General features: G+C 56.2%; 23 protein-coding genes. All 23 read left to right on the forward strand.

Annotation, left to right across the window (positions count from 1 at the left end):
- Nucleotides 1-2 precede the first annotated feature (2 nt).
- The gene (locus BM181_RS11240) at nt 3-740 is read left to right on the forward strand and encodes an SDR family NAD(P)-dependent oxidoreductase (RefSeq protein WP_075444987.1); all 738 of its coding nucleotides are present in this window, start codon (nt 3-5) and stop codon (nt 738-740) included.
- Between the two features lie 134 nt (nt 741-874).
- Nucleotides 875-1,495, forward strand: a complete 621-nt coding sequence (locus tag BM181_RS11245) for a peptidase C39 (RefSeq protein WP_075444989.1) — start codon at nt 875-877, stop codon at nt 1,493-1,495.
- A 206-nt stretch (nt 1,496-1,701) separates the two neighbouring features.
- Nucleotides 1,702-2,706, forward strand: a complete 1,005-nt coding sequence (locus BM181_RS11250; protein WP_442758765.1) for a FecCD family ABC transporter permease — start codon at nt 1,702-1,704, stop codon at nt 2,704-2,706.
- An 11-nt stretch (nt 2,707-2,717) separates the two neighbouring features.
- A complete protein-coding gene (locus tag BM181_RS11255; RefSeq protein WP_143092181.1) occupies nt 2,718-3,494 on the forward strand; it encodes an ABC transporter ATP-binding protein in 777 nt (258 codons plus the stop codon).
- Complete coding sequence (locus BM181_RS11260; protein ID WP_075444993.1) at nt 3,491-4,465, forward strand: ABC transporter substrate-binding protein; 975 nt, start codon at nt 3,491-3,493, stop codon at nt 4,463-4,465. Before BM181_RS11255 ends, BM181_RS11260 begins: the two co-directional genes overlap by 4 nt.
- Nucleotides 4,466-4,503: 38 nt before the next feature.
- Complete coding sequence (locus BM181_RS11265; RefSeq protein ID WP_075444995.1) at nt 4,504-6,426, forward strand: TonB-dependent receptor plug domain-containing protein; 1,923 nt, start codon at nt 4,504-4,506, stop codon at nt 6,424-6,426.
- A gap of 25 nt (nt 6,427-6,451) precedes the next feature.
- Nucleotides 6,452-7,117, forward strand: coding sequence for a MotA/TolQ/ExbB proton channel family protein (locus BM181_RS11270; RefSeq protein ID WP_075444997.1), 666 nt, complete (start codon nt 6,452-6,454; stop codon nt 7,115-7,117).
- Nucleotides 7,114-7,533 carry an ExbD/TolR family protein gene (locus BM181_RS11275; RefSeq protein WP_075444999.1) on the forward strand — a complete coding sequence of 140 codons (420 nt, stop codon included), beginning with the start codon at nt 7,114-7,116 and terminating at the stop codon, nt 7,531-7,533. Before BM181_RS11270 ends, BM181_RS11275 begins: the two co-directional genes overlap by 4 nt.
- Nucleotides 7,523-8,296, forward strand: a complete 774-nt coding sequence (locus BM181_RS11280; protein ID WP_075445001.1) for a TonB family protein — start codon at nt 7,523-7,525, stop codon at nt 8,294-8,296. The genes BM181_RS11275 and BM181_RS11280 overlap by 11 nt, the downstream gene beginning before the upstream one ends.
- Before the next feature lie 263 nt (nt 8,297-8,559).
- A complete protein-coding gene (locus tag BM181_RS11285; RefSeq protein WP_075445003.1) occupies nt 8,560-10,761 on the forward strand; it encodes a SpoIIE family protein phosphatase in 2,202 nt (733 codons plus the stop codon).
- A 117-nt stretch (nt 10,762-10,878) separates the two neighbouring features.
- Nucleotides 10,879-11,607, forward strand: a complete 729-nt coding sequence (locus BM181_RS11290) for an ABC transporter ATP-binding protein (protein ID WP_075445005.1) — start codon at nt 10,879-10,881, stop codon at nt 11,605-11,607.
- A 15-nt stretch (nt 11,608-11,622) separates the two neighbouring features.
- Entirely contained in the window at nt 11,623-12,549 is a 927-nt protein-coding gene (locus BM181_RS11295) for a SufB/SufD family protein (protein WP_075445007.1), read from the forward strand.
- A gap of 130 nt (nt 12,550-12,679) precedes the next feature.
- Nucleotides 12,680-13,165 carry a MarR family winged helix-turn-helix transcriptional regulator gene (locus tag BM181_RS11300; RefSeq protein WP_075445009.1) on the forward strand — a complete coding sequence of 162 codons (486 nt, stop codon included), beginning with the start codon at nt 12,680-12,682 and terminating at the stop codon, nt 13,163-13,165.
- A gap of 60 nt (nt 13,166-13,225) precedes the next feature.
- Nucleotides 13,226-14,320, forward strand: coding sequence for an HlyD family secretion protein (locus tag BM181_RS11305; protein ID WP_075445011.1), 1,095 nt, complete (start codon nt 13,226-13,228; stop codon nt 14,318-14,320).
- Entirely contained in the window at nt 14,301-15,485 is a 1,185-nt protein-coding gene (locus BM181_RS11310; RefSeq protein ID WP_075445013.1) for an ABC transporter permease, read from the forward strand. The genes BM181_RS11305 and BM181_RS11310 overlap by 20 nt, the downstream gene beginning before the upstream one ends.
- Before the next feature lie 11 nt (nt 15,486-15,496).
- Entirely contained in the window at nt 15,497-16,039 is a 543-nt protein-coding gene (locus tag BM181_RS11315) for a universal stress protein (protein WP_371263038.1), read from the forward strand.
- A gap of 177 nt (nt 16,040-16,216) precedes the next feature.
- Complete coding sequence (locus BM181_RS11320; protein ID WP_256211366.1) at nt 16,217-16,570, forward strand: VOC family protein; 354 nt, start codon at nt 16,217-16,219, stop codon at nt 16,568-16,570.
- Between the two features lie 100 nt (nt 16,571-16,670).
- On the forward strand, nt 16,671-17,678 hold the full coding sequence (locus tag BM181_RS11325) for an ROK family protein (protein ID WP_075445017.1): 1,008 nt from the start codon (nt 16,671-16,673) through the stop codon (nt 17,676-17,678).
- Nucleotides 17,675-18,850, forward strand: coding sequence for an MFS transporter (locus BM181_RS11330; RefSeq protein WP_082336283.1), 1,176 nt, complete (start codon nt 17,675-17,677; stop codon nt 18,848-18,850). Before BM181_RS11325 ends, BM181_RS11330 begins: the two co-directional genes overlap by 4 nt.
- A 14-nt stretch (nt 18,851-18,864) precedes the next feature.
- Nucleotides 18,865-19,731 (forward strand): histidinol-phosphatase HisJ family protein, encoded by an 867-nt coding sequence (locus BM181_RS11335; protein ID WP_075445019.1) that lies wholly within the window; start codon nt 18,865-18,867, stop codon nt 19,729-19,731.
- Between the two features lie 19 nt (nt 19,732-19,750).
- Nucleotides 19,751-20,584 (forward strand): HAD family hydrolase, encoded by an 834-nt coding sequence (locus tag BM181_RS11340; RefSeq protein ID WP_075445021.1) that lies wholly within the window; start codon nt 19,751-19,753, stop codon nt 20,582-20,584.
- Nucleotides 20,585-20,726: 142 nt separating this feature from the next.
- On the forward strand, nt 20,727-21,206 hold the full coding sequence (locus BM181_RS11345; protein ID WP_256211367.1) for a pyridoxamine 5'-phosphate oxidase family protein: 480 nt from the start codon (nt 20,727-20,729) through the stop codon (nt 21,204-21,206).
- Nucleotides 21,207-21,219: 13 nt separating this feature from the next.
- On the forward strand, nt 21,220-21,585 hold the full coding sequence (locus tag BM181_RS11350) for an ACT domain-containing protein (protein WP_075445025.1): 366 nt from the start codon (nt 21,220-21,222) through the stop codon (nt 21,583-21,585).
- Nucleotides 21,586-21,747 lie beyond the last annotated feature (162 nt).

Raw genomic sequence — 21,747 nt, forward strand, 5'->3', positions numbered from 1 at the left:
TTATGAGTTTGTCAGGAAAGACCGCACTGGTAAGCGGGGGAAATCGCGGCATTGGCCGGGCCATCGTGGAACGGTTGGCCCGCGAGGGAAGTAAAGTATTGTTCCTGGGCCGCAATGAAAGGGAAAACCGGCAGGTGGAGGCAGAAATCAACCGCCTTTATCCAGACGCTGTCCGTGGCTTTGCTGTAGACGTTGCCGATGAGGCGGCGGTCAATGACTGGTTCGCCGCGGTAGCGGAGCAATATGACTCGCTCGATATCCTCGTGAATAATGCTGGTATCTGTCAGCTCAGCAAGAGTTTCACGGAAGTCTCCGATGCTGACTGGGCGGCGACGCTTGGGGTCAATCTATATGGCGTGATTCATTTGACCCGTCAAATCATACCGTGGCTGAAGAAACAGAAAAGCGGCAAGATTGTCCATGTGGCCTCGCTGGCAGCGGAGGTGGGCGGTATTGCCACGGCTGCTGATTATGTAGGCAGCAAGGCGGCAGTGTTTGGCCTTACCAAATCGCTGGCAAGGGAGCTGGCACCGTATCAGATCAATGTCAATGCGGTAGCGCCAGGATTCGTGCGCACGCAGATGACCGAAGCGATGGCTGTGGACGAGTCAATCATCCCACTGGGGCGTATGGCAGAACCTGAGGACATTGCCAATGCGGTATATTTCCTGGTATCGGAAGAATCCCGCTGCATCACAGGAACCACGCTGGATATCAATGGTGGTCTTTTTATGAAGTAAACAGTTTGCTGGAACCGGGCAAAAGGCCCGGTTTTTTATTCGCCAGTTGACATCGCCAAAAGCTGTGGGTAAGATGGAGATTGAATTGTTACAAAAGCCAGGGCTTCCCATGGCTCTAAGAAAGGGACTGTTTTATGAAAAATCCGTTGCGCTATCAGATTTCTGAATATGATTGCGGCCCGACTTCACTGTTGAATGCGCTGAGTTTTCTGTTTGAGCGGGAGGAGATATCGCCGGAACTTATCCGCAATATCATGCTGTATTCCTTGGACTGCTATGAACGTGGTGGAGTACTTGGCCAGCGCGGTACCTCGCGCATGGCTATGATGTTCCTTTCCAACTGGCTCGATGGCGTGGGCAAAACCGGTGTCCTGCCAATCGAGAGCCGGTATCTGGCAGGAAAAGACGTTTATATGGGGGAGAACAGTCTGCTCGTCGATGCCCTGCGGCGTCAGGGAACAGTCGTGGTACGCTTGAATCTTGAGGGGGATCACTATGTATTGCTGACCGGCGTGGAGCAAAAGCGTATTCGTTTATTCGATCCGTATCTTTTGGAGCGGACAATTGACGACGCAGCGATTGAATGCACGGAAGCGCATCCGAAAGCCTATAATCGCATTGTGCCATTTGAATATTTCAATCGGGAAGCTCCGGGAATATATGCGTTAGGGCCGGTTGACGAACGGGAAGCCGTGCTGTTTTTCAATCAGAACACGAAACTTACCGCTGAGAAAACCATCGAATACTTCATTTGATTGCACAAGGGATAGAAGACAATATAAGCAAATATATAAACAACAGCCAGGAGAAAGCGTGATATTCGTTGCGTATATGCTTTTTGGCTGATTTTTTTTTGCCTGAATATAATTGACAGATTATCATTATCAATATATAATGATAATCATTGCTGATGAAAGGCATAAACAGAAAGGATATGAATGATTTGCGTTGGTTATATTGGATGGCAGGAATTGCCGGCCTGTTTTTGACTGCCGGATTGGCTGTTTCCGTAGGTGTAGTGGCGATTCCGGAGACAGAGACCATGGCGGTACTGGCAAGTATGCTCGGGCTGCCTGTCGAGGCAGGGATTCCTCAGGGGCATTATGATATCATCTGGGAATTGAGAATGCCGCGGGTCATATTGGCGGCTCTGGCTGGAGCTGGGCTGGCACTTTGTGGCATGGTCATGCAGGCATTGGTACAAAATCCGCTGGCTGAACCGTATATCCTAGGCGTGGCATCTGGGGCGTCCCTGGGAGCGGTCGTGGTCATTATGCTGGGCGGCAGTGCGGTCCTTGCCGGTATGGGAGTTCCTGCCGGCGCTTTTGCAGGCGCAGTAGCGGCGACTGTTGTCGTTGTTTTGCTGGCTGGCCGGGAGCGGAGTGCCTCGGCGGTGCGGCTGATCCTGGCTGGTGCTGTGGTGAGTGCCTTGTTTTCGGCGTTGGCCAATCTGGTGGTGTATCTGGCGAACGATGCGGAAGGGATGCGCAGTGCAGCGTTCTGGACGATGGGCTCGCTGGCAGGCGCGCGCTGGGATAATCTGTGGCTGCCGGGCGTGGCGGTATTGGCAGCCGGGGTGTTCTTTGCCCTGCGTCTGCGTGAGCTCAATGCGATGCTGCTCGGGGAGGAGACAGCAATGACCTTGGGCGTAGATCTGGCGCGTGAGCGCCGTAGATATCTGGCACTCACGGCTTTGCTGACCGGGATCATTGTCTCGGCCTGCGGGATCTTCGGCTTTGTCGGTCTTATCGTCCCCCATGGCGTGCGGATGCTCCTGGGAGCCGATCATCGCCGGGTGCTGCCCGGGGTAATGCTTGCCGGGGCGGTTTTCCTGATGCTGGCCGATATGCTGTGCCGTGTATTGCTGCCGAGCGGAGAACTGCCGATCGGGATTGTGACCGCCTTGGTGGGAGCGCCGCTCTTCATGCGGCTGCTCTTCCGTGACGAAGGTGGGCTGCGTTGCTGAAAGGGGCGTATATGCTGGATTTAGAAATAAAAGATCTATCGTTTTCGCTGCGGGGAAAAGAAATCCTGCAGGATATTTCGCTGGCGGTGAAACGCGGGGAGTTTGTGGGCATCATCGGCCCTAATGGCAGTGGGAAATCGACACTGCTCAAGCATGTGTATCGCGTCCTGCGGCCGGAACGGGGCGAAATCGTCCTGCTTGGGCGGCGGCTGGCGGATATGCCGCTGGCGGTGTCGGCACAGCAGATGGCTGTCGTGGGCCAGTTCCATACGGTGGCCTTTGACTTTTCGGTTTACGATATGGTGATGATGGGGCGGATTCCCCAGCAGCGCCATGGCGGCAGGATAACCCGGCAGGACAAGGCGGCGGTTGAGCGGGCCCTGCAGATGGTGGGCATGGCCGGTATGGCCAGCCGCCGCTTCCAGTCCTTGTCGGGCGGGGAGCAGCAGCGGGTGGTGATGGCCCGGGCGCTGGCGCAGGAGCCGCGCTTCCTGCTGCTGGATGAACCGACGAACCATTTGGATATCCGCTACCAGATGCAGCTGCTGGAGCTGGCGGCCGGCCTGGGCATCGGTGTCCTGGCGGTGCTGCATGATCTGAATCTGGCGGCTATGTACTGCCAGCGTTTATATGTCCTGAAGGGCGGGCGTCTCACTGCCGCGGGAGAGCCGCGGGAGATATTGACACCAGAGCTCGTGCGGCAGGTATATGGGGTGACCTGCGAAGTGCTCCGTGGGCAGGCAGAGCGGCCTGTCATCGTATTTGGCCGGGAGGCCGTGGTGATATGAGGAGGTACCTGCTGGTTTTATTGACAGGCCTCAGCGTGTTCTTCGCCGGCTGCGGCCGGGACGGTGAGCAGGCAGCGGCTGGCCAGGTGATTCAGAATTTTGACGCAAATGGCTATGCCCGCCGGACAGTGCTGCAAGGTGTACCGCAGCGCGTGCTGGTCTTGTATCCTGGTGCAGCAGAGGCCATGCTGGAATTGGGGTTAGACGAGCATATCCTGCAGACCATCGGGGCGTATGGCAGTGAACCGGAGCAAATTGCGGCGCGTTTTGCCAAACTTCCCAAGGTAAAGGCCGCTTTTGTTCCCGCGCAGGAAGAAGTGTTTGCGCTGCAGCCTGATCTTATCATTGGCTGGGCGCATAATTTCTCAGCGATGGAACTTGGCGAAGCGCAGACTTGGCAGATGCGGGGAATCGGTGCGTATATCGTGCCGGCGACGCTGCCGGGCCGCTCGCTGACGCTGGAGGATGCGGTCTATCCGTTCCTGCGGGATCTGGGGCAGATGTTTGGCGTCGAGCAGCGCGCGGAGGCGTATATCGCCTCATGCCGCCGCCAAGAAGAAAGGGCGATGAGCCAGGTAGCGGACTTGCCGGTGGCAACCGCTGTGGTCCTGCAGGATCATGGCCGCTCGACGTATTCGCTCTACGATGCCAGCTATCTGATCGATGATGTGCTCGCAAAGGCTGGCTTTGCGAATCTGGTGCGCCGCAAGACTTCCATGGTCGGCCCCGAGCGGATATTGGCTTATGATCCGGATTATCTGGTCTATGTCTCGCTGCCAGGAAAGGATGGCAACGACCTCAGCGAGGAAGACGCGCTAGGGCTGGTCAACGCGAATCCGGATCTTAAGCGTCTGCGAGCGGTGCAGCAGGGACATATCATCGTCATCCCGTTTGCAGAGGTGAACAGCGGCAATGGCCGTGCAATTGATGCGCTAAATCGTCTGGTAACAGGCAGAATTAGAAATAGATAAAGATCTTCTACGATTTGCAGAAAGGATTTAAGAACTGTATGAAAAAGTATTCGGAGAAAAAATTGCTGGCGGCATTGGTCTGTGGAGCCATTTCGCTGGGCGGAGCAAATTATGCGGCGGCTGAGCAGGCTGCAGATGCTCCGTTGGAGGAATTCTCGCTCGATGATTATGTGGTGACGGCCAATCGCATGAAGGTGCGGGAGAAGGCCGTGGCGGCAGATGTCACGGTGGTGACGGCTGAGGAGATTGCGAAGGGGAATTTCGCGACGGTGACGGATGCCCTGCGGGATAAGGGCGTCAACGTCAAGACGAATACGACAGGCAGCTATGTCGAGCTCAATGGTGACAGCCGCGTGCTGCTGATGGTGAATGGACGCCGTACCAACTGGAATCATGGGCCGCTGATCAGTGGCGTGAATACGGGCCTTGTCGATCTTGATTCGTTCCAGATCGACGACATCGAGCGCATCGAAGTGGTGCATGGCCCGAACTCCTCCCTTTATGGCAATGCAGCCATGGGCGGCGCCATCAATATCATCACGAAGCGTCCCGAGCCGGGGCAGCATCTGAAGGTGCGCAGTGAGGTCGGCACGCAGGGGCAGTTCCGCGGTGCCCTGCGGGTGGAAGGTGGCGACGACAATGTCACCTACGCGCTGTCCGCGAGCCGCGAGGTACGCGGGGATATTGAGTACAATTCCCCGGATCGTGGCAGCCTGACCATCCCCGACACGGGGATGAACCGCACCAGTGAGGCGTTGACGCTGGACAAGAAATTCAAGAATGGCGATCTGCTGAGCTTTGCGTTTGAGAACACCGATGCCAATAAGAGCTCGGCCATCTATGTGGCCAACCCCAATACGGCAGTGCCTGTATACCGGAATGCCCGGACGGAGGAGACGGTCCGTTCGCTGTCGCTGACGTATACCTGGGCACCGCGCTGGGAGAACGCGCCGCAGGATTTCCTGCGTATCTATCAGAATCAGGAAACGATCGATGGCCGCATGAGCGCTGCTTATACGGACGATCTGCGGGCGCTGGGCGCAGAGTATCAGAAGAACTGGCGGCTTGGCGATAAGAATACGCTCATCAGCGGTGTGTCCTACAATCATGAGAATATCCAGGAGGAGAATGACGGCAGCCTTGACCGTTCGGCGGCAACGACTTCTTTATATATGGAAGACAACTGGCAGTTTGATAAGGGCTGGCTGCTGAATTTCGGCACCCGGTGGGAGAACCACAGCGATTTCGGTGCGGATTTCACTTCGCATATCGGCTTGAACAAGGAGCTCTCGCAGGCAACGAATGCCTACATTTCCTGGGGGCAGGCCGTCAACAATCCTACCTTGAAGATGCGCTATGCCAACACCCTGTATTGGGAGGGGAATCCAAATCTCAAGCAGGAGAAATCGGAGACGGTGACGGTCGGCGTCAAGTCGAAACTGTCGGCGGCTACGGATCTGGATCTCAGCATGTATTACAGCAAGGTGGACGATGCCCTGGACTGGATCTATACCGACAAGACGCGGTATTACAATGTTGCCGATGAGACGCGGCGTGGCCTGGACATCAACCTGCGTCATCGCTTCTCGCCGCAGTGGGCGCTGCGCCTTGGCTATGCCTACGCTCAGGTGGAGGAAAGCGGTACGACCTGGAATAACCTGTATCGCAAGAATAACCAGCCCAACCGCTATCTGCTGGGTCTGGGATACCAGCAGGACAAATGGGATGCCGAGGCGACCCTGCAGCATGTGTCTGGCCGCGTGGTCGGGGCGAATGCGTTCCTGGACAGCCAGTACACGACGCTGGATATGGTCGTCAACTACCGGTGCTCGGCGGCTACGAAACTGTATCTCAAGGGCTATAACCTGACTAATGCAAGCTACGAGTCCATTGCGGCAAGTGCGGGCTATTACATGGCGCCGGGGCGCAGCGTGGTCTTTGGTATTCAGCATGCGTTTTGATGATGATGGATTGTGAGGTTCGTATATGGAATATATTGCAACGGGGATAGAATTCTTCCAGAAGGGCGGCGCAGTTATGTATGTGCTCGTGCTTTGCTCGCTGCTGGTGGCAGCGATCGGCGTGGAACGCGCCCTTTACTACCGGCAGGCAGATTCTGGCCGGGAGTTTGCGCGCCGGTTCAGCCAGGAAATGGCGTCTGGCCGTTTCGGTGAGGCGGCCAGCCTTGCCAAGGCGGCCTCCGGCGCACTGGCATCCATACTGTGGACTGCCATGCATAAGCCAAGCGATGCGCAGGCTGCGCATCATATGGAACTGCAGACGGGAATCGAGCTGTCCAGGTTCCGCCAGCGGCTCTATTATCTCAGTGTCATCGTGACGATGGCACCGCTTTTGGGGCTGCTGGGAACCATCAGCGGCATGATTTCGTCCTTCAGTGTGTTCAATGTCACGGCGGGTCAGGCGACGGCTATCACCGGCGGTGTCGGTGAGGCGCTCATCGCTACGGCCATGGGGCTCTGCGTGGCGATCGCCGCTCTGACCGTCCATGCGTATTTTACCCAGCGGGTGGAAAACATCGTCACGGACATGGAGCTCTGCTGCTCGCTGGTTGAGGAGCATCGGGCGGAGCTGCTGGCGGCTGCGGAGGATGTCCAGGATGGCAGCTATGTGCTGGAAGGCGGCGCATTATGAGGCTCAGGGATAGACGGGCCGGTTCGCAGCCTGAAGTCATGATCATTCCGATGATTGACATCATGTTTTTCCTGTTGGTGTTTTTCATGATGAGTACACTGTACATGGTCAATCTGAAGACCGTCGATGTGGAGATGCCCAAGGCACAGCATGCAGAGACGCAGATGAATGTGAACTATCTGGTCACGCTGAAGCAGGATGGCTCGTTGTGGCTCGAAGATGAGCTGGTGGCCGAGCAGGATCTGCTGGAGCGGGCCAAGCAGGAATACAAGCGCAATCCGCGCTTTGCCGTTGTGGTACGGGCTGACCAGAATATCGACTATGGTCTGGTGGTCGCCCTGCTGGATAAGCTGCGCGGCGCGGGGATTGCCCGGTTCGGGCTGGCGGCTGAGCCGGGAGGCACCCATGGAGAGTAACAGAAGGCATAAGGCCATAGCCTGGGGCATTTCCGTGGTGATCCATCTGCTGTTGTTTGCCGTGGTGGCTTTGACGGGCCTGTTTGCCAAGCTGTCGTCAGATCCCGATAAGGTGCTGGATGTCACGCTCTACGAGTTGGAGACGGCAGCGGCCGGCGGCGCTGAGGCTGCGGGAGCTGAAAGCGGTGGAAATGCGGAGCCTGCGGCTGGCGATGCTATGGCCGTCACCGTGGAGGAGGCGGTATTGGATCAGTCCGCTGCCGTGGTACGCGCGGTCGAAGAGAAGGCCGCAGCGAAAGCGGAGAGCACGCAGGCTGCCCGGCAGGAAAGCGGCAGTGGGGAGAAGGGTAAGGAATCTAGCCAGACTGGCAGCGGAATGGCAGGGCAAGAAAAGGGAAGCAAAGAAGGGACTGGGATAGGAGAAGGTCAGGAAACGGGAGCAGGCAGTGGCGACAGGGATGATGCCGCTGCCGGGCGCCCCGCTGTGCCGCCGCAGCTTGTCGCTGGTGCGGCGCCTGCGTATCCGGAAGGCCTGCGCCGGCAAGGGATAGAGGGGGCGGTGCGCGTGCGCGTGGTCGTTGGCCGGGACGGCAGTGTGGAAAGCGCGGCGGTGACATCGTCTTCGGGGTACGAGGAGATGGATGCTGCTGCCGTGGCGGCTGCTTACCGCTATCGCTTCGCAGCGGCGCGCAACAGCTATGGCGACCCCGTGCGCTGTGCGGTCGGACAGACCGTGCAATTCCGTTTGGATGGAGCAGGATAATGCATCCGGCTTGGCGAATTAAACAACAGAAATCGTTGACGATTCCGTTACCAAGCAGAAGGATAGGACGCCTGCCCCATGAACATAGTGAGGGATAAGAATGAGGACTGTTGTATGTTGGGAAAGGCATATGACAGTCCTTTTTTGTGCAGGCGGCGTCAGCGCAGCTGTTTCCGCTGCTTGAAGACGAGGACTCGTCCGCGCAGCAGAAACTGGACATTTGCTGGCTGGAAGATCTGTCTCTTAAAAGGGGAGCTGCGAGTATGAGAAATTTTTGGGAAAAACTGTTGTATCGGTTCATGCGGAAGAACCGCAGGAACATCCTGGATAAAATGGTACGCATCGTACTGGGAAGCAATCTGGCGGCAGTGCTCATTTTAGGAGGGATCGCACTCTATGGCATGAGCTTTGCGCTCAGGCAGGCACAGGATATGGGGGAGAGCCTGGGGGAGAATTCCTATGAGAACAGTTCGAGATTACTGATAAGCCAGCGGCAGGAAGAGCTGGTACATATCGCCCAGGACAATGCGGCTATCATCAATCACAGGATGCTGGACATTTCCCGGAGTGTGCAGGGCGTGGCCAGGGAGGCCGAAGAAATCGAGCGCTATCCGCAGCGGTTCCTGCCACAGGAGGTGAATATCCCGACGCCTGCCAATTACCGCAGCCTGTATCTTTATCTCCAGTATGGGCCGGAGGTTTCGCCGGAGGCTTATCGGAAGCATATCTCCATGATGGCCAATATCGGGGATCTGCTGGCCCGGACGATAGAGAGCAATGACATGGCCGAATCGGTATTCATCACCGCCAAGGATAACTTCACCTTATCTGTGGATGCCCCGCGGGTGCTGGCCGAGGATAAGTCAGATATCCCCAAGCCGCACTATGATGCAGTCGGCAGCGACTGGTACAAGCGGGCAGCTGGCAAGGATGGTCTGGTTTTTACCCCGGTCAGGCGGTTCATGTTCAACAAGAAGCTGGGGATGTTCTGCTCGGTGCCTTATTATGGGACGGATGGCAGGCTGGCTGGCGTGGCCTGCATGCAGACCTCGCTGGACGATCTGCGCCATATCCTGAAGGAAACCAACCTGCACGATGAGGGCTTCTGCTTCGTGACGGACAACCGGGGATACGTCATCCTGTCTTCTCAGGAGAATGCTGCTGGTAAGGAGCGGGAACTGGAGGTGAATATCCAGAACGACCTCCGGCAGTCGGATAATGCGACGCTGGCGCTGACCATCCGGGAGATGGTGGCCGGAGGGAATGGCGTGCGGCAGACGCAGGTGGATGGCAAGGATTACTACATCGCCTTTGCGCCTATCGAAAGCACGGGCTGGAGCTTTGCGGCCGCCTTTGCCGCTGACGATGTCATCGCTCCGGCGCTGCAGAACAAGGCCGGCATTGCCCAGGTCACCAAAGAGAAAACCTCCCTCATGCAGCAGAAGATGTCGCTCATCATATTCCTGATGGTGGTGTTCATCGCTGTCCTGCTGGTGGTGTTCGTTTACAGTGGCAGGAAACTTTCCCGGCAGTTCGTGGCACCTATCCACGAATTGGCAGATGGTGTAAGGGAGATCACCAGCGGCAATCTCAGCAAGAAGGTGGAGATCCGCACAGGGGATGAGATCGAGCATCTGGCAGTCTGTTTCAATGCCATGACCGATGAGCTGCAGACCTATATGAAGAATCTCACCGCAGCCACGGCCGAGAAGGAGCGCATAGCCACGGAACTTTCTGTTGCCAGAGACATCCAGCTGGGCGCCCTGCCGCAGGAATTCCTGCAGGACAAGAAAAGCATCCAGCTTTATGCGGCCATGTTTGCCGCCAAGGAAGTGGGTGGAGATTTCTATGACTTCTATATGCTGGACGAGAATCACCTGGTGCTGGCGATGGCTGATGTATCGGGCAAGGGGGTGCCTGCGGCCCTGTTCATGATGCGGGCTAAGACGACGCTGAAGAATCTGGTGCTTATGGCAAGGGTACCCGATGATTTCGCCGCGGTCATGACACTGGCCAACCAGGAGCTTTGCCAGGACAATGAGGAAATGATGTTTGTCACCGTCTTCCTGGCCCAGCTGGATCTCACGACGGGTGAGCTCATCTACGTGAATGGTGGCCACAATCCGCCGCTGGTCAGCCATGACGGCCGTTACAGCTATATCCGGGAGGAGCGGAGACAGCCGGCCCTGGGTGCACTGGAAGAGGCAGCTTACGAGGCCCACAGGCTGCGGCTGGCGCCGGGGGAGAAGCTCTTCCTGTATACCGATGGGGTGACGGAAGCCATGGACACGCAGAAGCGCTTCTACTCAGAGGAACGTCTGCAGCAGACGCTGGACCGTATCGATCGTGAGGCCGATGTGCAGGAGATCCTGACAGCGGTCAGACACGATATAGCTGTCCATGCAGAGGGGGCGGAGCAGTCCGACGATATTACCATGCTGGGGCTGATGTACTGTGGGAAATAAGGGCTGGCAGGCATAGGAAGGATTTGCCTGTCGACAAGATCTGGATAATAGAGTTATAATATAGAAAGAATGTTGAGACATAAATTGTGTAAATAAAAAAGGGAGAGCTGAATATACATGTTGGAATTGAGGAACATTTCCTTCCATGTCACGGAGGGAAACAGCCAGGTGGATATCATCCAGGACCTGAGCCTCACCGTTGACAATCGGAAGTTTGTGGTCATCACGGGGCCGAACGGCAGTGGCAAGTCTACCTTGGCAAAAATCATAGCGGGCATTGAGCAGCCCACTTCCGGCCAGATCCTTTTGGACGGGGAAGATATCACCCACAAGAGCATTACGGAGCGGGCAAAGATGGGCATCAGCTTTGCCTTCCAGCAGCCGGTGCGCTTCCGGGGCTTGCAGGTCATCGACCTGCTGCGCTTGGCAGCGGGGAAGAAGATTTCCCATATCAAGGCCTGCGATTATCTTTCCGAGGTAGGGCTCTGTGCCAATGACTATCTCAATCGCGAGGTGAACAGCTCCTTGTCCGGCGGCGAGCTCAAGCGTATCGAGATTGCCACCATTCTGGCCAGGAAGACCAATCTGTCCATTTTCGATGAGCCGGAGGCCGGCATCGACCTCTGGAGTTTCCAGAACCTCATCCGCATCTTTGAGAAGATGCGGGAGGAAATCGAGGAAAGCTCCATCATCATCATCTCCCATCAGGAGCGCATCCTGCAGATCGCGGACGAAATCATCGTGCTGGCTGACGGCCGGGTGCAGGAACATGGTGCTGCCAAAGATATCCTGCCCAAGATCATGGACACGGAAGTCAGCATGCCTATGTGCAGGAAGTTTCAGTAAGGGGGAGGCCACGCTATGTTGAAGATGGATGAAATACAGAAAAGACTGCTGCTGGAGGTGGCGGATCTCCACGATGTCCCCATGGGGGCGTATAATCTGCGGGCCAATGGCAAATCCGTGGGCCGCGGCAGCAGTGCCAATATCGAAATCACCTCGAAGGAAGATGGCTCCGGCATCGATATCCACATCAAGCCCGGCACCAAGAATGAGAGCGTGCATATCCCTGTGGTCATGAGCGAAAGCGGCATGAAGGAAACGGTGTATAACGACTTCTACATCGGCGAGGGCGCCGATGTGGTGATCGTGGCAGGCTGCGGCATCGACAACTGCGGTACCCAGGACTCGGAGCATGACGGCGTGCACCGCTTCTTCGTGGGGGAGAATGCCAAGGTCAAGTATGTGGAAAAACATTACGGCTCTGGCGATGGCATGGGGCAGCGCATCCTGAATCCTGTTACGGAAGTGACCATGGAAGCAGGCAGCTCCATGGAGATGGAAATGGTGCAGATCAAGGGCGTGGATTCCACCAGCCGCACCACCAAGGCCAACCTCAAGGCAGATGCCAGCCTGATCGTGCGGGAGCGCCTCATGACTCATGGCAAGCAGTATGCGTACAGCGAATATGAGGTGTCCCTGGATGGAGAAAATGCCAGTGCTGATGTGGTGTCCCGCGGCGTAGCCAAGGACAAGTCCTATCAGAAGCTGGACCTGCGCATCGTGGGCAACGCTGCCTGCCATGGACATACGGAGTGCGATTCCATCATCATGGACGAGGGTCGCATACTGGCAGTGCCTTCCCTGGAAGCCAACAACGTGGATGCCATGCTGGTGCATGAAGCTGCCATCGGCAAGATTGCCGGCGACCAGCTCATCAAGCTGATGACCTTGGGCTTGACGGAAAAAGAAGCCGAAGAACAGATTGTCAACGGCTTTTTGAAGTAAGAGATAGGGAGCTGTCTCCTGAGTGATTTTTGCTTGGGGGATAGCTTTTTCGCGTCAGGCAGCGTTGACAACAGGAAAAAAATCATTATAATGTATAGTTAGCAAGCTAATCATATTAACGGAGAAGATCATGAAACGGGAAATGGTACCTACTTTTGCCGAGTTGGAACGGCATAAGAAAATCGTGCCGGAGATAAATCCAGCGGCAGTCATCGCCATGCTGAACATCAAGACGGCCAGCGAGGAGATCCAGCAGTCCATTCTGGATGTGCTGCAGCAGGACTATCAGCTGTCAGAGGGGAAATTCTGTGCGCTGGTGGTGCTTCACCAGCATGGCAAAGAGGGCATTGCGCCTTCGCTGCTGGCGGCCAAAGTAGGGGTGACCCGGGCCACCATCAGCAATATGCTCCAGCGCATGGAACGGGATGGACTGGTAGATATCCGTCCCGCGGCACAGGATGGCCGGGCCAAGGTGGTGAGCCTGACGGAAGCGGGCTGCGATTTCATGGAAGGGATACTGCCGGACCATTATCTGCGGGTCAGCAAGCTCATGGAGAAGCTGACGGAAGCAGAACAGAAAGAGCTTATTATGCTGTTGGAAAAATTAAGTGCCTGAGGCACTTGATTTTTTTGTCAATATAGTTAGCTAGCAAACTATATAAGGAGAGAATAGCGGATGAATACGAAAGAAAAAGCCAAGCGCACAGGGATATTATTCATTGCCCTGCTGATCATCGGGGGGCTGGTGCTGATGTATACGGGCAACGATGCCTTGGTGCTGGCTACGGAGAAGAAAGAGGGTATCCTTACGGCTGAACAGGTGAAGCTGTCCTTTGACTCCGTCGGCGGACGGCTCGTCAAGGAGGCGGTGAAGGAAGGAGACTGGGTAAAGAAAGGCGATGTGATCATGGAGCTTGACGCTACGGATACAGATCTTTCCATCGCCAAATTGAAGACCCAGATTGCCCAGATGGAGGCGCAGATCGCCTCGGCCAGCGGGACGCAGGGGATCAACTACCTCAAAGCGGATACAGATGAAAGCCAGAACTATCGCGGCATCGATCAGCAGCAGGCTGCGGTACAGTCTGCCAGTGTGACCTTGAAGAATGCCCGGATCGACTATGACCGCAAGGCTGCGCTGCTGGAGGCTGGCGCCATTGCCCAGTCCCAGCTGGATGATGCGGAGATGGCCCTCAATGTGGCGCAGGCCAATCTGGAGCAGCAGAAACAGCTGCTGAATAAACTGACTGCCGCCACCAACGGCAGCGGTACGGACGCCATCGCTCAGGAACGGCTGGCCGCTGCCAATATGGCCAACGATGTGGAAGCCCTGCGCCAGCAGAAGGCTGCCCTGGAAGTCCAGCTGAAGGAGCTGGAGGTTGCCAAGGAACGCCTGACCCTGCGTGCCCCGGAGGATGGCAAGATCCTCAAAGTGCTGGCCAAGGAGGGGGAGATGATTTCGCCCTCCACGCCGGTGGTGCTGCTGGAAAGCAGCCGCAGCTACTACGACATCTATGTCAGCGAGAAGCAGGCTGCCCATCTGGCCGAGGGCAAGGTGATCACAGGAACTACGGTGGCTGGGGAAAAGGAGGTTACCGGCACGATCCGTCTTTTGGCGCAGGCCCCGGGGTTTGCCGATCTGAAGAATTCCCGGGAGAAGGGCCAGTCGGACCTGTCCGCCTTCCAGGTACGCATTTACATCGATAAGCAAGAAGGGGTAATCCCAGGCATGACGATTGAGGTGAAAGACAGTGAATTCACTAAGAGATGAGTTGCGGTTCCTGTTTTCCGGTCAGGGAATGCCTTATGAAAAAGTCTGTCTTATGGTGGCTATGGTCATCACGGTCATCATGTCAGTGCTGCTCAGTGGCAATATTGCGAAAGATGCTAAGGTCGCTGTCATCGATCTGGATAACTCGGCGTATTCGCGCGAATTGATAAACCATATCGAGGCTTCGGAGTTCATGAAGGTCACGGCGGTGCTGAACACGCCGCAGGATCCCAAGGAGCTGTTCTATCAGGACAGGGCTGTGGCGGTGGTCTATTTCCCGCCGGGGCTGGAAAAGGCCCGCTATACCGGTGAGGCGGCCAATCTCGGCGTTTTCTATGATAACACCAGTTCTGCGGCTACCAGCAACATCAAGGAGGCCCTCAATGAAATCGTAGGGCTGGACAATGCGGTGGCCAACGGTGACGTGGGCAGCAGCAATGACAGTCTGCAGGGGCAGCTCAGTCTGGCATCCCGTAATCTCTTCAATCCCCAGGATTCCAAGGATAACGGCGAAACGCTTGGGTTCCTGCTGTTCTTTGGGGCCATGTTCTTTACCTTTGCCACCATCGGCATGATCCCCAGGCTGCGGCTGAGCCATCAGCTCGACGAGGTGCTGCTTCATGGGACTCCCTGGAATCTGCTGATCCGCCTGGTGCCCTACGGCTTCTGCCTGCTGGTATCCTGGGTCGTGGGGCTGGCTGTGCTGCGTGTCTGGGGTGATCTGACTTTTTCCGGCAGTCTGCTGACCTTCGTAGTCGTGCAGCTGTTCATGATCCCCACCATCGGGGCGCTGTCGCTGTTCTTTGGTTGGACTGCGGCCAATCCCGGCATTGCCTCGAGCCGCATGATCCTCTTCATTCCCGGGGGCTTCATTTTCGGTGGCATGACGGCACCTACCACCTTCTTTGCGGACTGGGTGGTGAAATTCAGCCATGTGTTTCCGTTGACCTGGGAATTCCATTTCCAGCGGGACATCATCGCCCGCGGGGCAGGCTTCCTGGATATTTCCCAGACCTTTGGGGCTTTCCTCCTCTATATGGGGATCGTGGGGATACTGTTCTGTCTGCGGTTCAACGCTTCCCGCAAGGAGCTGCTGACCAAGCAGGCAGCCGGCGCGCATCAGCAGGAACAGATGGCAGCGTTGGTGAAGGAACTGGCAGAATAGGGGATGATATTGTGGAAAAGACAGAAATGACAAGTCAAATGGATGCTGCCGCTTGGATTGAGGAAATCAGAAAGCGGCCCCGGCAAGCTATCACATGTGACCGCATCCTGCTGCCTACGGACGGTTCCGGCCAGGCCTTTCAGGCCGTGCGGGAGGCAGTCCGGCTGGCAGCCGTGACCCAGGCGGAAATCACCCTGCTGATGGTGGTGGACTACAACCAGGAGGTGGCAGCCTTTGAGCAGGTCAGCCTCAGTGGCTATGTGCCAGCGGAGCTGAAGATCGCTGCCTATCAATTCCTCGCTGACCTGATGCATGCAATCCCCAGCGAAATCCACGCCCATACCCGCGTGGAGGTGGGCAGCCCTGGCGAGGTCATCCTCCAGGTGTCAGAGGAAGAGGAAAGCGATATGATTGTCATGGGGACGCATGGCTTCGGCACCTTCCGCAGCATCCTCCAAGGCAGTGTGTCCCGCTTTGTCACGCAGCATGCGGCTTGTCCCGTGCTGCTGTGCAGGGGGCTGCCGGCGGAGTGGGAGCTGCCGGCGGGGAAATGACCCCGTATCGTTCACCCAGGCAAGGATGTCTCTGTCCTTGCAATTCGGCGCGCTCATGCCGTCGATGCCCTCGTGGGCTTTGGCGATAGATTGGAACCATCTGACAGGAAATAATCGTTCTGTGGCGAAGTATAGGCATAGAGAGGTTATGTTGACGGATTGGTATGAGGATGGTGTATGCAGATGACAGAGGAAAAGGCGTATATCGATCATGCGGCGGTTACGGTAGCCGACATTCAGTGGAGCTTGGCGTTCTTTGAAGAGGTGCTGGGCATGACCGTGACCCGGCGGCGGGAAAATGATGGCAAATTGCAGCAGGTTTGGCTCGATGGTGGTATTCAGCTCATCGAGGCTCCCGCTACAGTTCCAAGCGGTCAGGCCCATCACTTGGGAATAAGGGTGCGTGACTTCAAGGGCACGTTGGCAAAGATGCTGGCCTATGAAGGGGTTCATCCCGTGGCGGGCAAGCCGGAAAAATGGGTGCAGCTGCCGGATGGCTTGCTGCTCGAGCTGTTTCCCAGCGAAAAATGATAGCGGTGGTGCAAAAGACAGATCCTGACTGTTGACAAAAGCAGTCAGGATTTTATATTATAGGTTTATAAAGTTATTATATAAACTAAGCGGAGTAAGTATGGACAAGAAAGATTTGCGCAAGCATAACTTGCAGAAGGTACGTCAGGCCCTGCGCGCCCTGAAGCAGGCGACCAAGCCGCAGCTGGCGGAACGCACGGGGCTCAGTGCCATGACGGTGAATACGCTGGTGAAGCTGCTGCAGGAAGGCGGCGAGGTGGAGCTGCTGGAGGATTTCCGGCCTTCGGCTTCGGAGGAGGGGGGACGGCCGGCCAGGCAGTACCGGTATCTGGCGGACAGGCGTCTGGCCCTCACGCTTTGCTTCTATGAGGAAGCGGGCGAGAACCAGATGGAAGTGAATATCGAGAACCTTTTGGGGGATACGGTCTTTGCCGAGCGGGTGGCTTGCCCGGAGGTATCGCCGGCCTACCTGTTGGCAGCCATCCGGCGGTACCAAGGGCAGTATCCGCAGCTGGCCTTGGTCATGATGGGCCTGCCAGGGGTGGAGGTGGATGGCATGATGGCTGTCGTCGACTATCCGGCCTTGAAGGGCGTGCGGCTGCGGGAGCAGCTGGAAGCGTCCACGGGGCTGCCCGTCTGTCTGGTCAACGATATCAACGCTGCGGTTTCGGGGTATGGCATGACCTTGGGGCAGGCGGCCCGGCAGGAAACGGTGGTAGGCATCTATTGGCCGCGGAATTATCCGCCAGGGGCAGGCATATTGCTCAACGGTGAGCTGTATAAGGGCCGTGACGGGCTGGCCGGAGAGATTTCCTGCCTGTTTGACCGCGGCCAGTATCAGCCCGCAGCAATATCGGCGGCTCAGGTGGCAGAAAAGATCGTCAGCTTTGTCCGCTTCTGGAACCCGCATGGCATGGTGCTGTATCTGGAGGGGATAGCGCCGGAACAGGAAGCGGAGATCCGCAAGCTGTGTGTGGCCTCCTTGCCAGAGCGCTTCCTGCCGGAGCTCATTCTGGGCAGGCAGCTGCGGGAGGACTACCGGCGCGGGATCCATGCGCTGGCAGGGGCTTATCTGGAAAAATGCGAACGGAATGGAGCGAAGGTATGAACGAGAGATTTGACCGGTCAAAAGTCAAAGAGCGGTATGCGGCGGGGAAAATGCGGCAGCATTCCACGCGGGCGTTGTTCTTCATCGGCGGCTTCGGGGCTGCATCTTGGGCGCCATTGGTGCCGCTCTTGCGGGAAAGGCTGGCTATCGGCGAAGACGTGCTGGGCATGCTGCTCTTGTGCATCGGCATCGGCTCGCTTTTGACCATGCCGCTTTCTGGGGCGGCCGCTGTGCGTTTCGGCTGCCGGAAGACGCTGACGGTGGCTGCCACGGTCTTTGCCTTGCTTTTGCTGGTTTTGTGTCAGGTAGACAATATGGTTCTGGCAGCCCTTTCACTGCTGGTCTTCGGCGCGATGATGGGCTGTATTGATGTGGTCATCAATATTCAGGCGGTGCTCGTGGAAAAGGCGGCCAAGCGCCGCTTGATGTCCGGCATGCATGCTCTTTGGAGTGTCGGCGGCTTTATCGGCGCCGGGCTCTTTGGCATTTGGGTGGGCACGTTGGGGCTGACACCGTTGATTTCCACCTGCATTGCCGTGGGGATAATGCTGCTCACGCTGGCCTTTTTTGCCCGCCATCTGCTGCCCTTCGGCGGTGAGGGTGGCGGGGCCATGGTGGCGATTCCGCGGGGTATCGTGGCCTTTGTGGGCATAGTGGCCTGCATTGCCTTTCTGGTGGAAGGGGCAATCATGGATTGGAGCGGTGTTTTCCTCACCACTGTCCGCGGTTTTGACCTGTCCTTGGCAGGCATGGGCTTCACGGTTTTTTCAGCTGCCATGCTTGTCATGCGGCTGTTAGGAGATGTTACCGTGCAGTGGCTGGGGCAGAAACCCGTGGTGGTAGGTGGCAGCTTGCTGGCTTTCCTGGGGTTCCTGCTGGTGATCTTTGCGCCCGGTTCGCTGCTCTTATACATAGGCTTCTTTGCCATTGGCATCGGCAGTGCCAATATCGTGCCGGTGTTCTTTTCTTTGCTGGGCAAGCAGCAGGATATGCCCATCAGCATGGCAGTGCCGGCGGTAAGCACTCTGGGGTATCTGGGCATCCTTATGGGGCCGGCGGCCATCGGCTTCCTGGCGCATCAGACCAGCCTCTATGCTACCTTTGGCCTGCTGGCGGCATTGGTGGCAGCCCAGGCGGCCGTTGCCGCTTATGTCTATAAAAAGGTTTTGTGAGGGAGGATATGCTTATGCTGGCAGATTATCATGTGCATACGGAGTTCAGTGATGATTCCCGTGAACCGATGGAGGAGCAGGCAAAACGGGCGGTTTCGCTGGGCTTGCAGGAAATGTGCTTTACCGACCACGTGGATTATGGCATCAAGAAGGACTGGGATGAGGGTGGTATCGAGTACCGCGGCGGCGATGGCATAGGTCTGGCGGCAGAGGAACTGCAGCCCTTGGCCAATGTGGATTATCCTAAGTACTTTGCGAAATTCAGCCGGGTCAAGGCCGAGTTTGCGAAGGAAATCGCTTTACGCTGTGGTTTGGAATTCGGCGTGCAGGTCGGCACTATCCCGAAATATGAGGCGTTGTTTGCGGAATACGCGGACAAGCTGGACTTTGTGCTGCTCTCCATCCATCAGGTGGAGAACAAGGAATTCTGGAATCAGGAATTCCAGCAGGGACGCAGCCAGCAGGAGTACAACGAGCGGTACTATCAGGAAATGTATGACGTGATGAAGAACTTCAAGCATTACGCGGTGCTGGCCCATCTGAACCTTATCAGCCGCTATGACAAGCAGGGGAAATATCCCTTTGCAGCCGTCAGGGATATGATAGCCGAGATCCTGAAGCTGGCCATCGCCGACGGCAAGGGCATTGAACTTAATACTTCTTCCTGGCATTACGGCCTTGATGACACTATGCCTGCCCGGGATATCCTGCGGCTCTACAAGGATTTGGGCGGCCGCATCATCACGATCGGTTCCGATGCTCATTCCACCAAGTATCTGGCCGACCACATGGAGGAGGCCCGGGCTATCCTGCGGGATGCGATTGGCATGCAGGAAGTCTATACGTTCAGGAATATGGAGCCCATCGGGCATAAATTATGAAGAAAATGGAGTGGGTAGCGTGAGCAGGATTATTTTCATTGATGTGGATGGTACGCTGGTGGATTATGACAATGCCTTGCCGGAATCGGCAGTGGCAGCTATCCGCCAGGCCAGGGCAAATGGGCATAAGGTATATATCAGCACGGGCCGCAGCCGGGCCGAGGTCTATCAGGAAATCTGGGACATCGGCCTTGACGGCATGATTGGCGGCAACGGCAGCTATGTGGAGGACGACGGGCAGGTGGTCATGCACCAGCTGCTCACGGCAGAGCAGAGCCGCCGCATCGTGGACTGGCTCCATGAGCGCCAGCTGGAATTTTATCTCGAAAGCAACAATGGCCTCTTTGCCAGCGAGAACTTCGAGACCCGGGGCGAGCCTGTCATGCAGGAATATTCGGCCCGCAAGGGACAGGACAATGCCGCCAGGATGACCGTGCGGCAGGCTTTCCCCGAAATGATTTTCGGTGGGGAGCTTTACCGGGACGATCTGAACAAGGTCAGCTTCATCCTCGAAAGCTATGAGGACTTCCTGGCAGCCAAGGAAGCCTTCCCGGATCTGCAGGCAGGCACCTGGGGCGGCGTCGGGGAAACGGCCCTGTTCGGGGACCTGGGCGTCAAGGGCATCACCAAGGCTCATGCCATTGATGAGCTGCTGAAACATATCGATGGCAAAATTGAGGACACCATCGCCTTCGGCGATGCCAAGATTGACTTGCCCATGTTTGAATACTGTGCCGTAGGCGTAGCCATGGGCAACGGCGGTGAGGAGATCAAGGCGATGGCAGATTTCGTGACGGATGCCGTGGCCGAGGATGGCCTCTTCCATGCCTTCCAGCGGCTGGGGTTGATTTGATACAGGCAACGTGGTAACATAGGAGCATAAGAACATAAAAAGGTGCCTGCTGCCACCGGGGAGCAGGAAAGACGCCATATCTTTATCGTTAGGTCAGCGAAGATAAAGATATGGCGTTCTTTGCATATTGAAGGGGGATAGGATGATGTTCAGAAAGATGAGACGCTTTAAGCAGCAGGTCAGTGAAGAGGAATGCCGTGAGGTATTGAACCATGCCAAGCGGGGAGTGCTTTCTCTTCTTGGGGAGGATGGCTATCCCTATGGATTGCCTATCAATCACTGGTACTGTGAGGAAGATGGCAAGCTGTATTTCCATGGGGCCAAGGCGGGGCATAAGCTTGAGGCCATCAAGAAGTGTGACAAGGACAGCTTCTGTGCCTACGATGAGGGCTATCGCAAAGAAGGGGAATGGGCCCTCAATATCGAGAGTGTCATCGCCTTCGGCAGAATCAGCCTGGTGGAGGACGAAGAGGTGGCTAAAAGGATATGTACCCATCTCGTAGGCAGATTCACCGACGATCAGGAATATCTGGAGAAGGAATTAAAAAATGCCCTGCCACGGGTGCAGTGCCTGGCGATGGGTATTGAGTATATGACAGGTAAGTTGGTAAATGAGTCGTAAGGAGGGGGCGCAGATGGAATTGAAACAAATTGATGGCCGGCTGACGGTTTGCAAACTTAAAACGACGGCAGAAATTGACTTGAATCAAGATTTTTATTTTGTTGGCAGGACGGATGAGGAAATATCCTTGGTCTGCAAGACTGAGAATACTCCAACTAAAACACTGGAGCGTGACGATGGCTGGCGGGCCTTTCGTATAAAGGGAATACTTGATTTTTCACTGATTGGCATTCTGTCGAAAATATCATCCATATTGGCAGAAAATAAGATAGGGATATTCGCCGTATCCACCTACAACACAGATTATATCCTCGTTAGGGAAGGCGATTTTAATGCAGCATTAACGGCATTGGGGGAACACGGCTACAAAATCGTGTAATTGCCCACTGAGCCGGTACTCCACCTGCGGCTGGCACGCTATGTAAAAATGTGGAGTTAGTGGGACGGGAGGAGCTTGAGAAAATAAAAGTTTAGAAATTTTTTCGGAAGGGGGGATTGACTTGAAGTTTGCTCCAAGGTATAGACTTACAAACATCAGCTG

Source organism: Pseudoselenomonas ruminantium (assembly GCF_900113715.1).
GTDB classification, from domain to species: domain Bacteria; phylum Bacillota; class Negativicutes; order Selenomonadales; family Selenomonadaceae; genus Selenomonas_A; species Selenomonas_A caprae.

Excerpts from the sequence above, each read along its gene's own strand:
- BM181_RS11245 (WP_075444989.1), top strand. The coding sequence starts at position 875 with ATGAAAAATCCGTTGCGCTATCAGATTTCTGAATATGATTGCGGCCCG.
- BM181_RS11295 (WP_075445007.1), top strand. The coding sequence starts at position 11,623 with ATGTTGAAGATGGATGAAATACAGAAAAGACTGCTGCTGGAGGTGGCG.
- BM181_RS11265 (WP_075444995.1), top strand. The coding sequence starts at position 4,504 with ATGAAAAAGTATTCGGAGAAAAAATTGCTGGCGGCATTGGTCTGTGGA.
- BM181_RS11345 (WP_256211367.1), top strand. The coding sequence starts at position 20,727 with ATGATGTTCAGAAAGATGAGACGCTTTAAGCAGCAGGTCAGTGAAGAG.
- BM181_RS11300 (WP_075445009.1), top strand. The coding sequence starts at position 12,680 with ATGAAACGGGAAATGGTACCTACTTTTGCCGAGTTGGAACGGCATAAG.
- BM181_RS11280 (WP_075445001.1), top strand. The coding sequence starts at position 7,523 with ATGGAGAGTAACAGAAGGCATAAGGCCATAGCCTGGGGCATTTCCGTG.
- BM181_RS11335 (WP_075445019.1), top strand. The coding sequence starts at position 18,865 with ATGCTGGCAGATTATCATGTGCATACGGAGTTCAGTGATGATTCCCGT.
- BM181_RS11285 (WP_075445003.1), top strand. The coding sequence starts at position 8,560 with ATGAGAAATTTTTGGGAAAAACTGTTGTATCGGTTCATGCGGAAGAAC.
- BM181_RS11305 (WP_075445011.1), top strand. The coding sequence starts at position 13,226 with ATGAATACGAAAGAAAAAGCCAAGCGCACAGGGATATTATTCATTGCC.
- BM181_RS11290 (WP_075445005.1), top strand. The coding sequence starts at position 10,879 with ATGTTGGAATTGAGGAACATTTCCTTCCATGTCACGGAGGGAAACAGC.
- BM181_RS11270 (WP_075444997.1), top strand. The coding sequence starts at position 6,452 with ATGGAATATATTGCAACGGGGATAGAATTCTTCCAGAAGGGCGGCGCA.
- BM181_RS11350 (WP_075445025.1), top strand. The coding sequence starts at position 21,220 with ATGGAATTGAAACAAATTGATGGCCGGCTGACGGTTTGCAAACTTAAA.
- BM181_RS11250 (WP_442758765.1), top strand. The coding sequence starts at position 1,702 with ATGGCAGGAATTGCCGGCCTGTTTTTGACTGCCGGATTGGCTGTTTCC.
- BM181_RS11255 (WP_143092181.1), top strand. The coding sequence starts at position 2,718 with ATGCTGGATTTAGAAATAAAAGATCTATCGTTTTCGCTGCGGGGAAAA.
- BM181_RS11275 (WP_075444999.1), top strand. The coding sequence starts at position 7,114 with ATGAGGCTCAGGGATAGACGGGCCGGTTCGCAGCCTGAAGTCATGATC.
- BM181_RS11260 (WP_075444993.1), top strand. The coding sequence starts at position 3,491 with ATGAGGAGGTACCTGCTGGTTTTATTGACAGGCCTCAGCGTGTTCTTC.
- BM181_RS11240 (WP_075444987.1), top strand. The coding sequence starts at position 3 with ATGAGTTTGTCAGGAAAGACCGCACTGGTAAGCGGGGGAAATCGCGGC.
- BM181_RS11330 (WP_082336283.1), top strand. The coding sequence starts at position 17,675 with ATGAACGAGAGATTTGACCGGTCAAAAGTCAAAGAGCGGTATGCGGCG.
- BM181_RS11325 (WP_075445017.1), top strand. The coding sequence starts at position 16,671 with ATGGACAAGAAAGATTTGCGCAAGCATAACTTGCAGAAGGTACGTCAG.
- BM181_RS11320 (WP_256211366.1), top strand. The coding sequence starts at position 16,217 with ATGCAGATGACAGAGGAAAAGGCGTATATCGATCATGCGGCGGTTACG.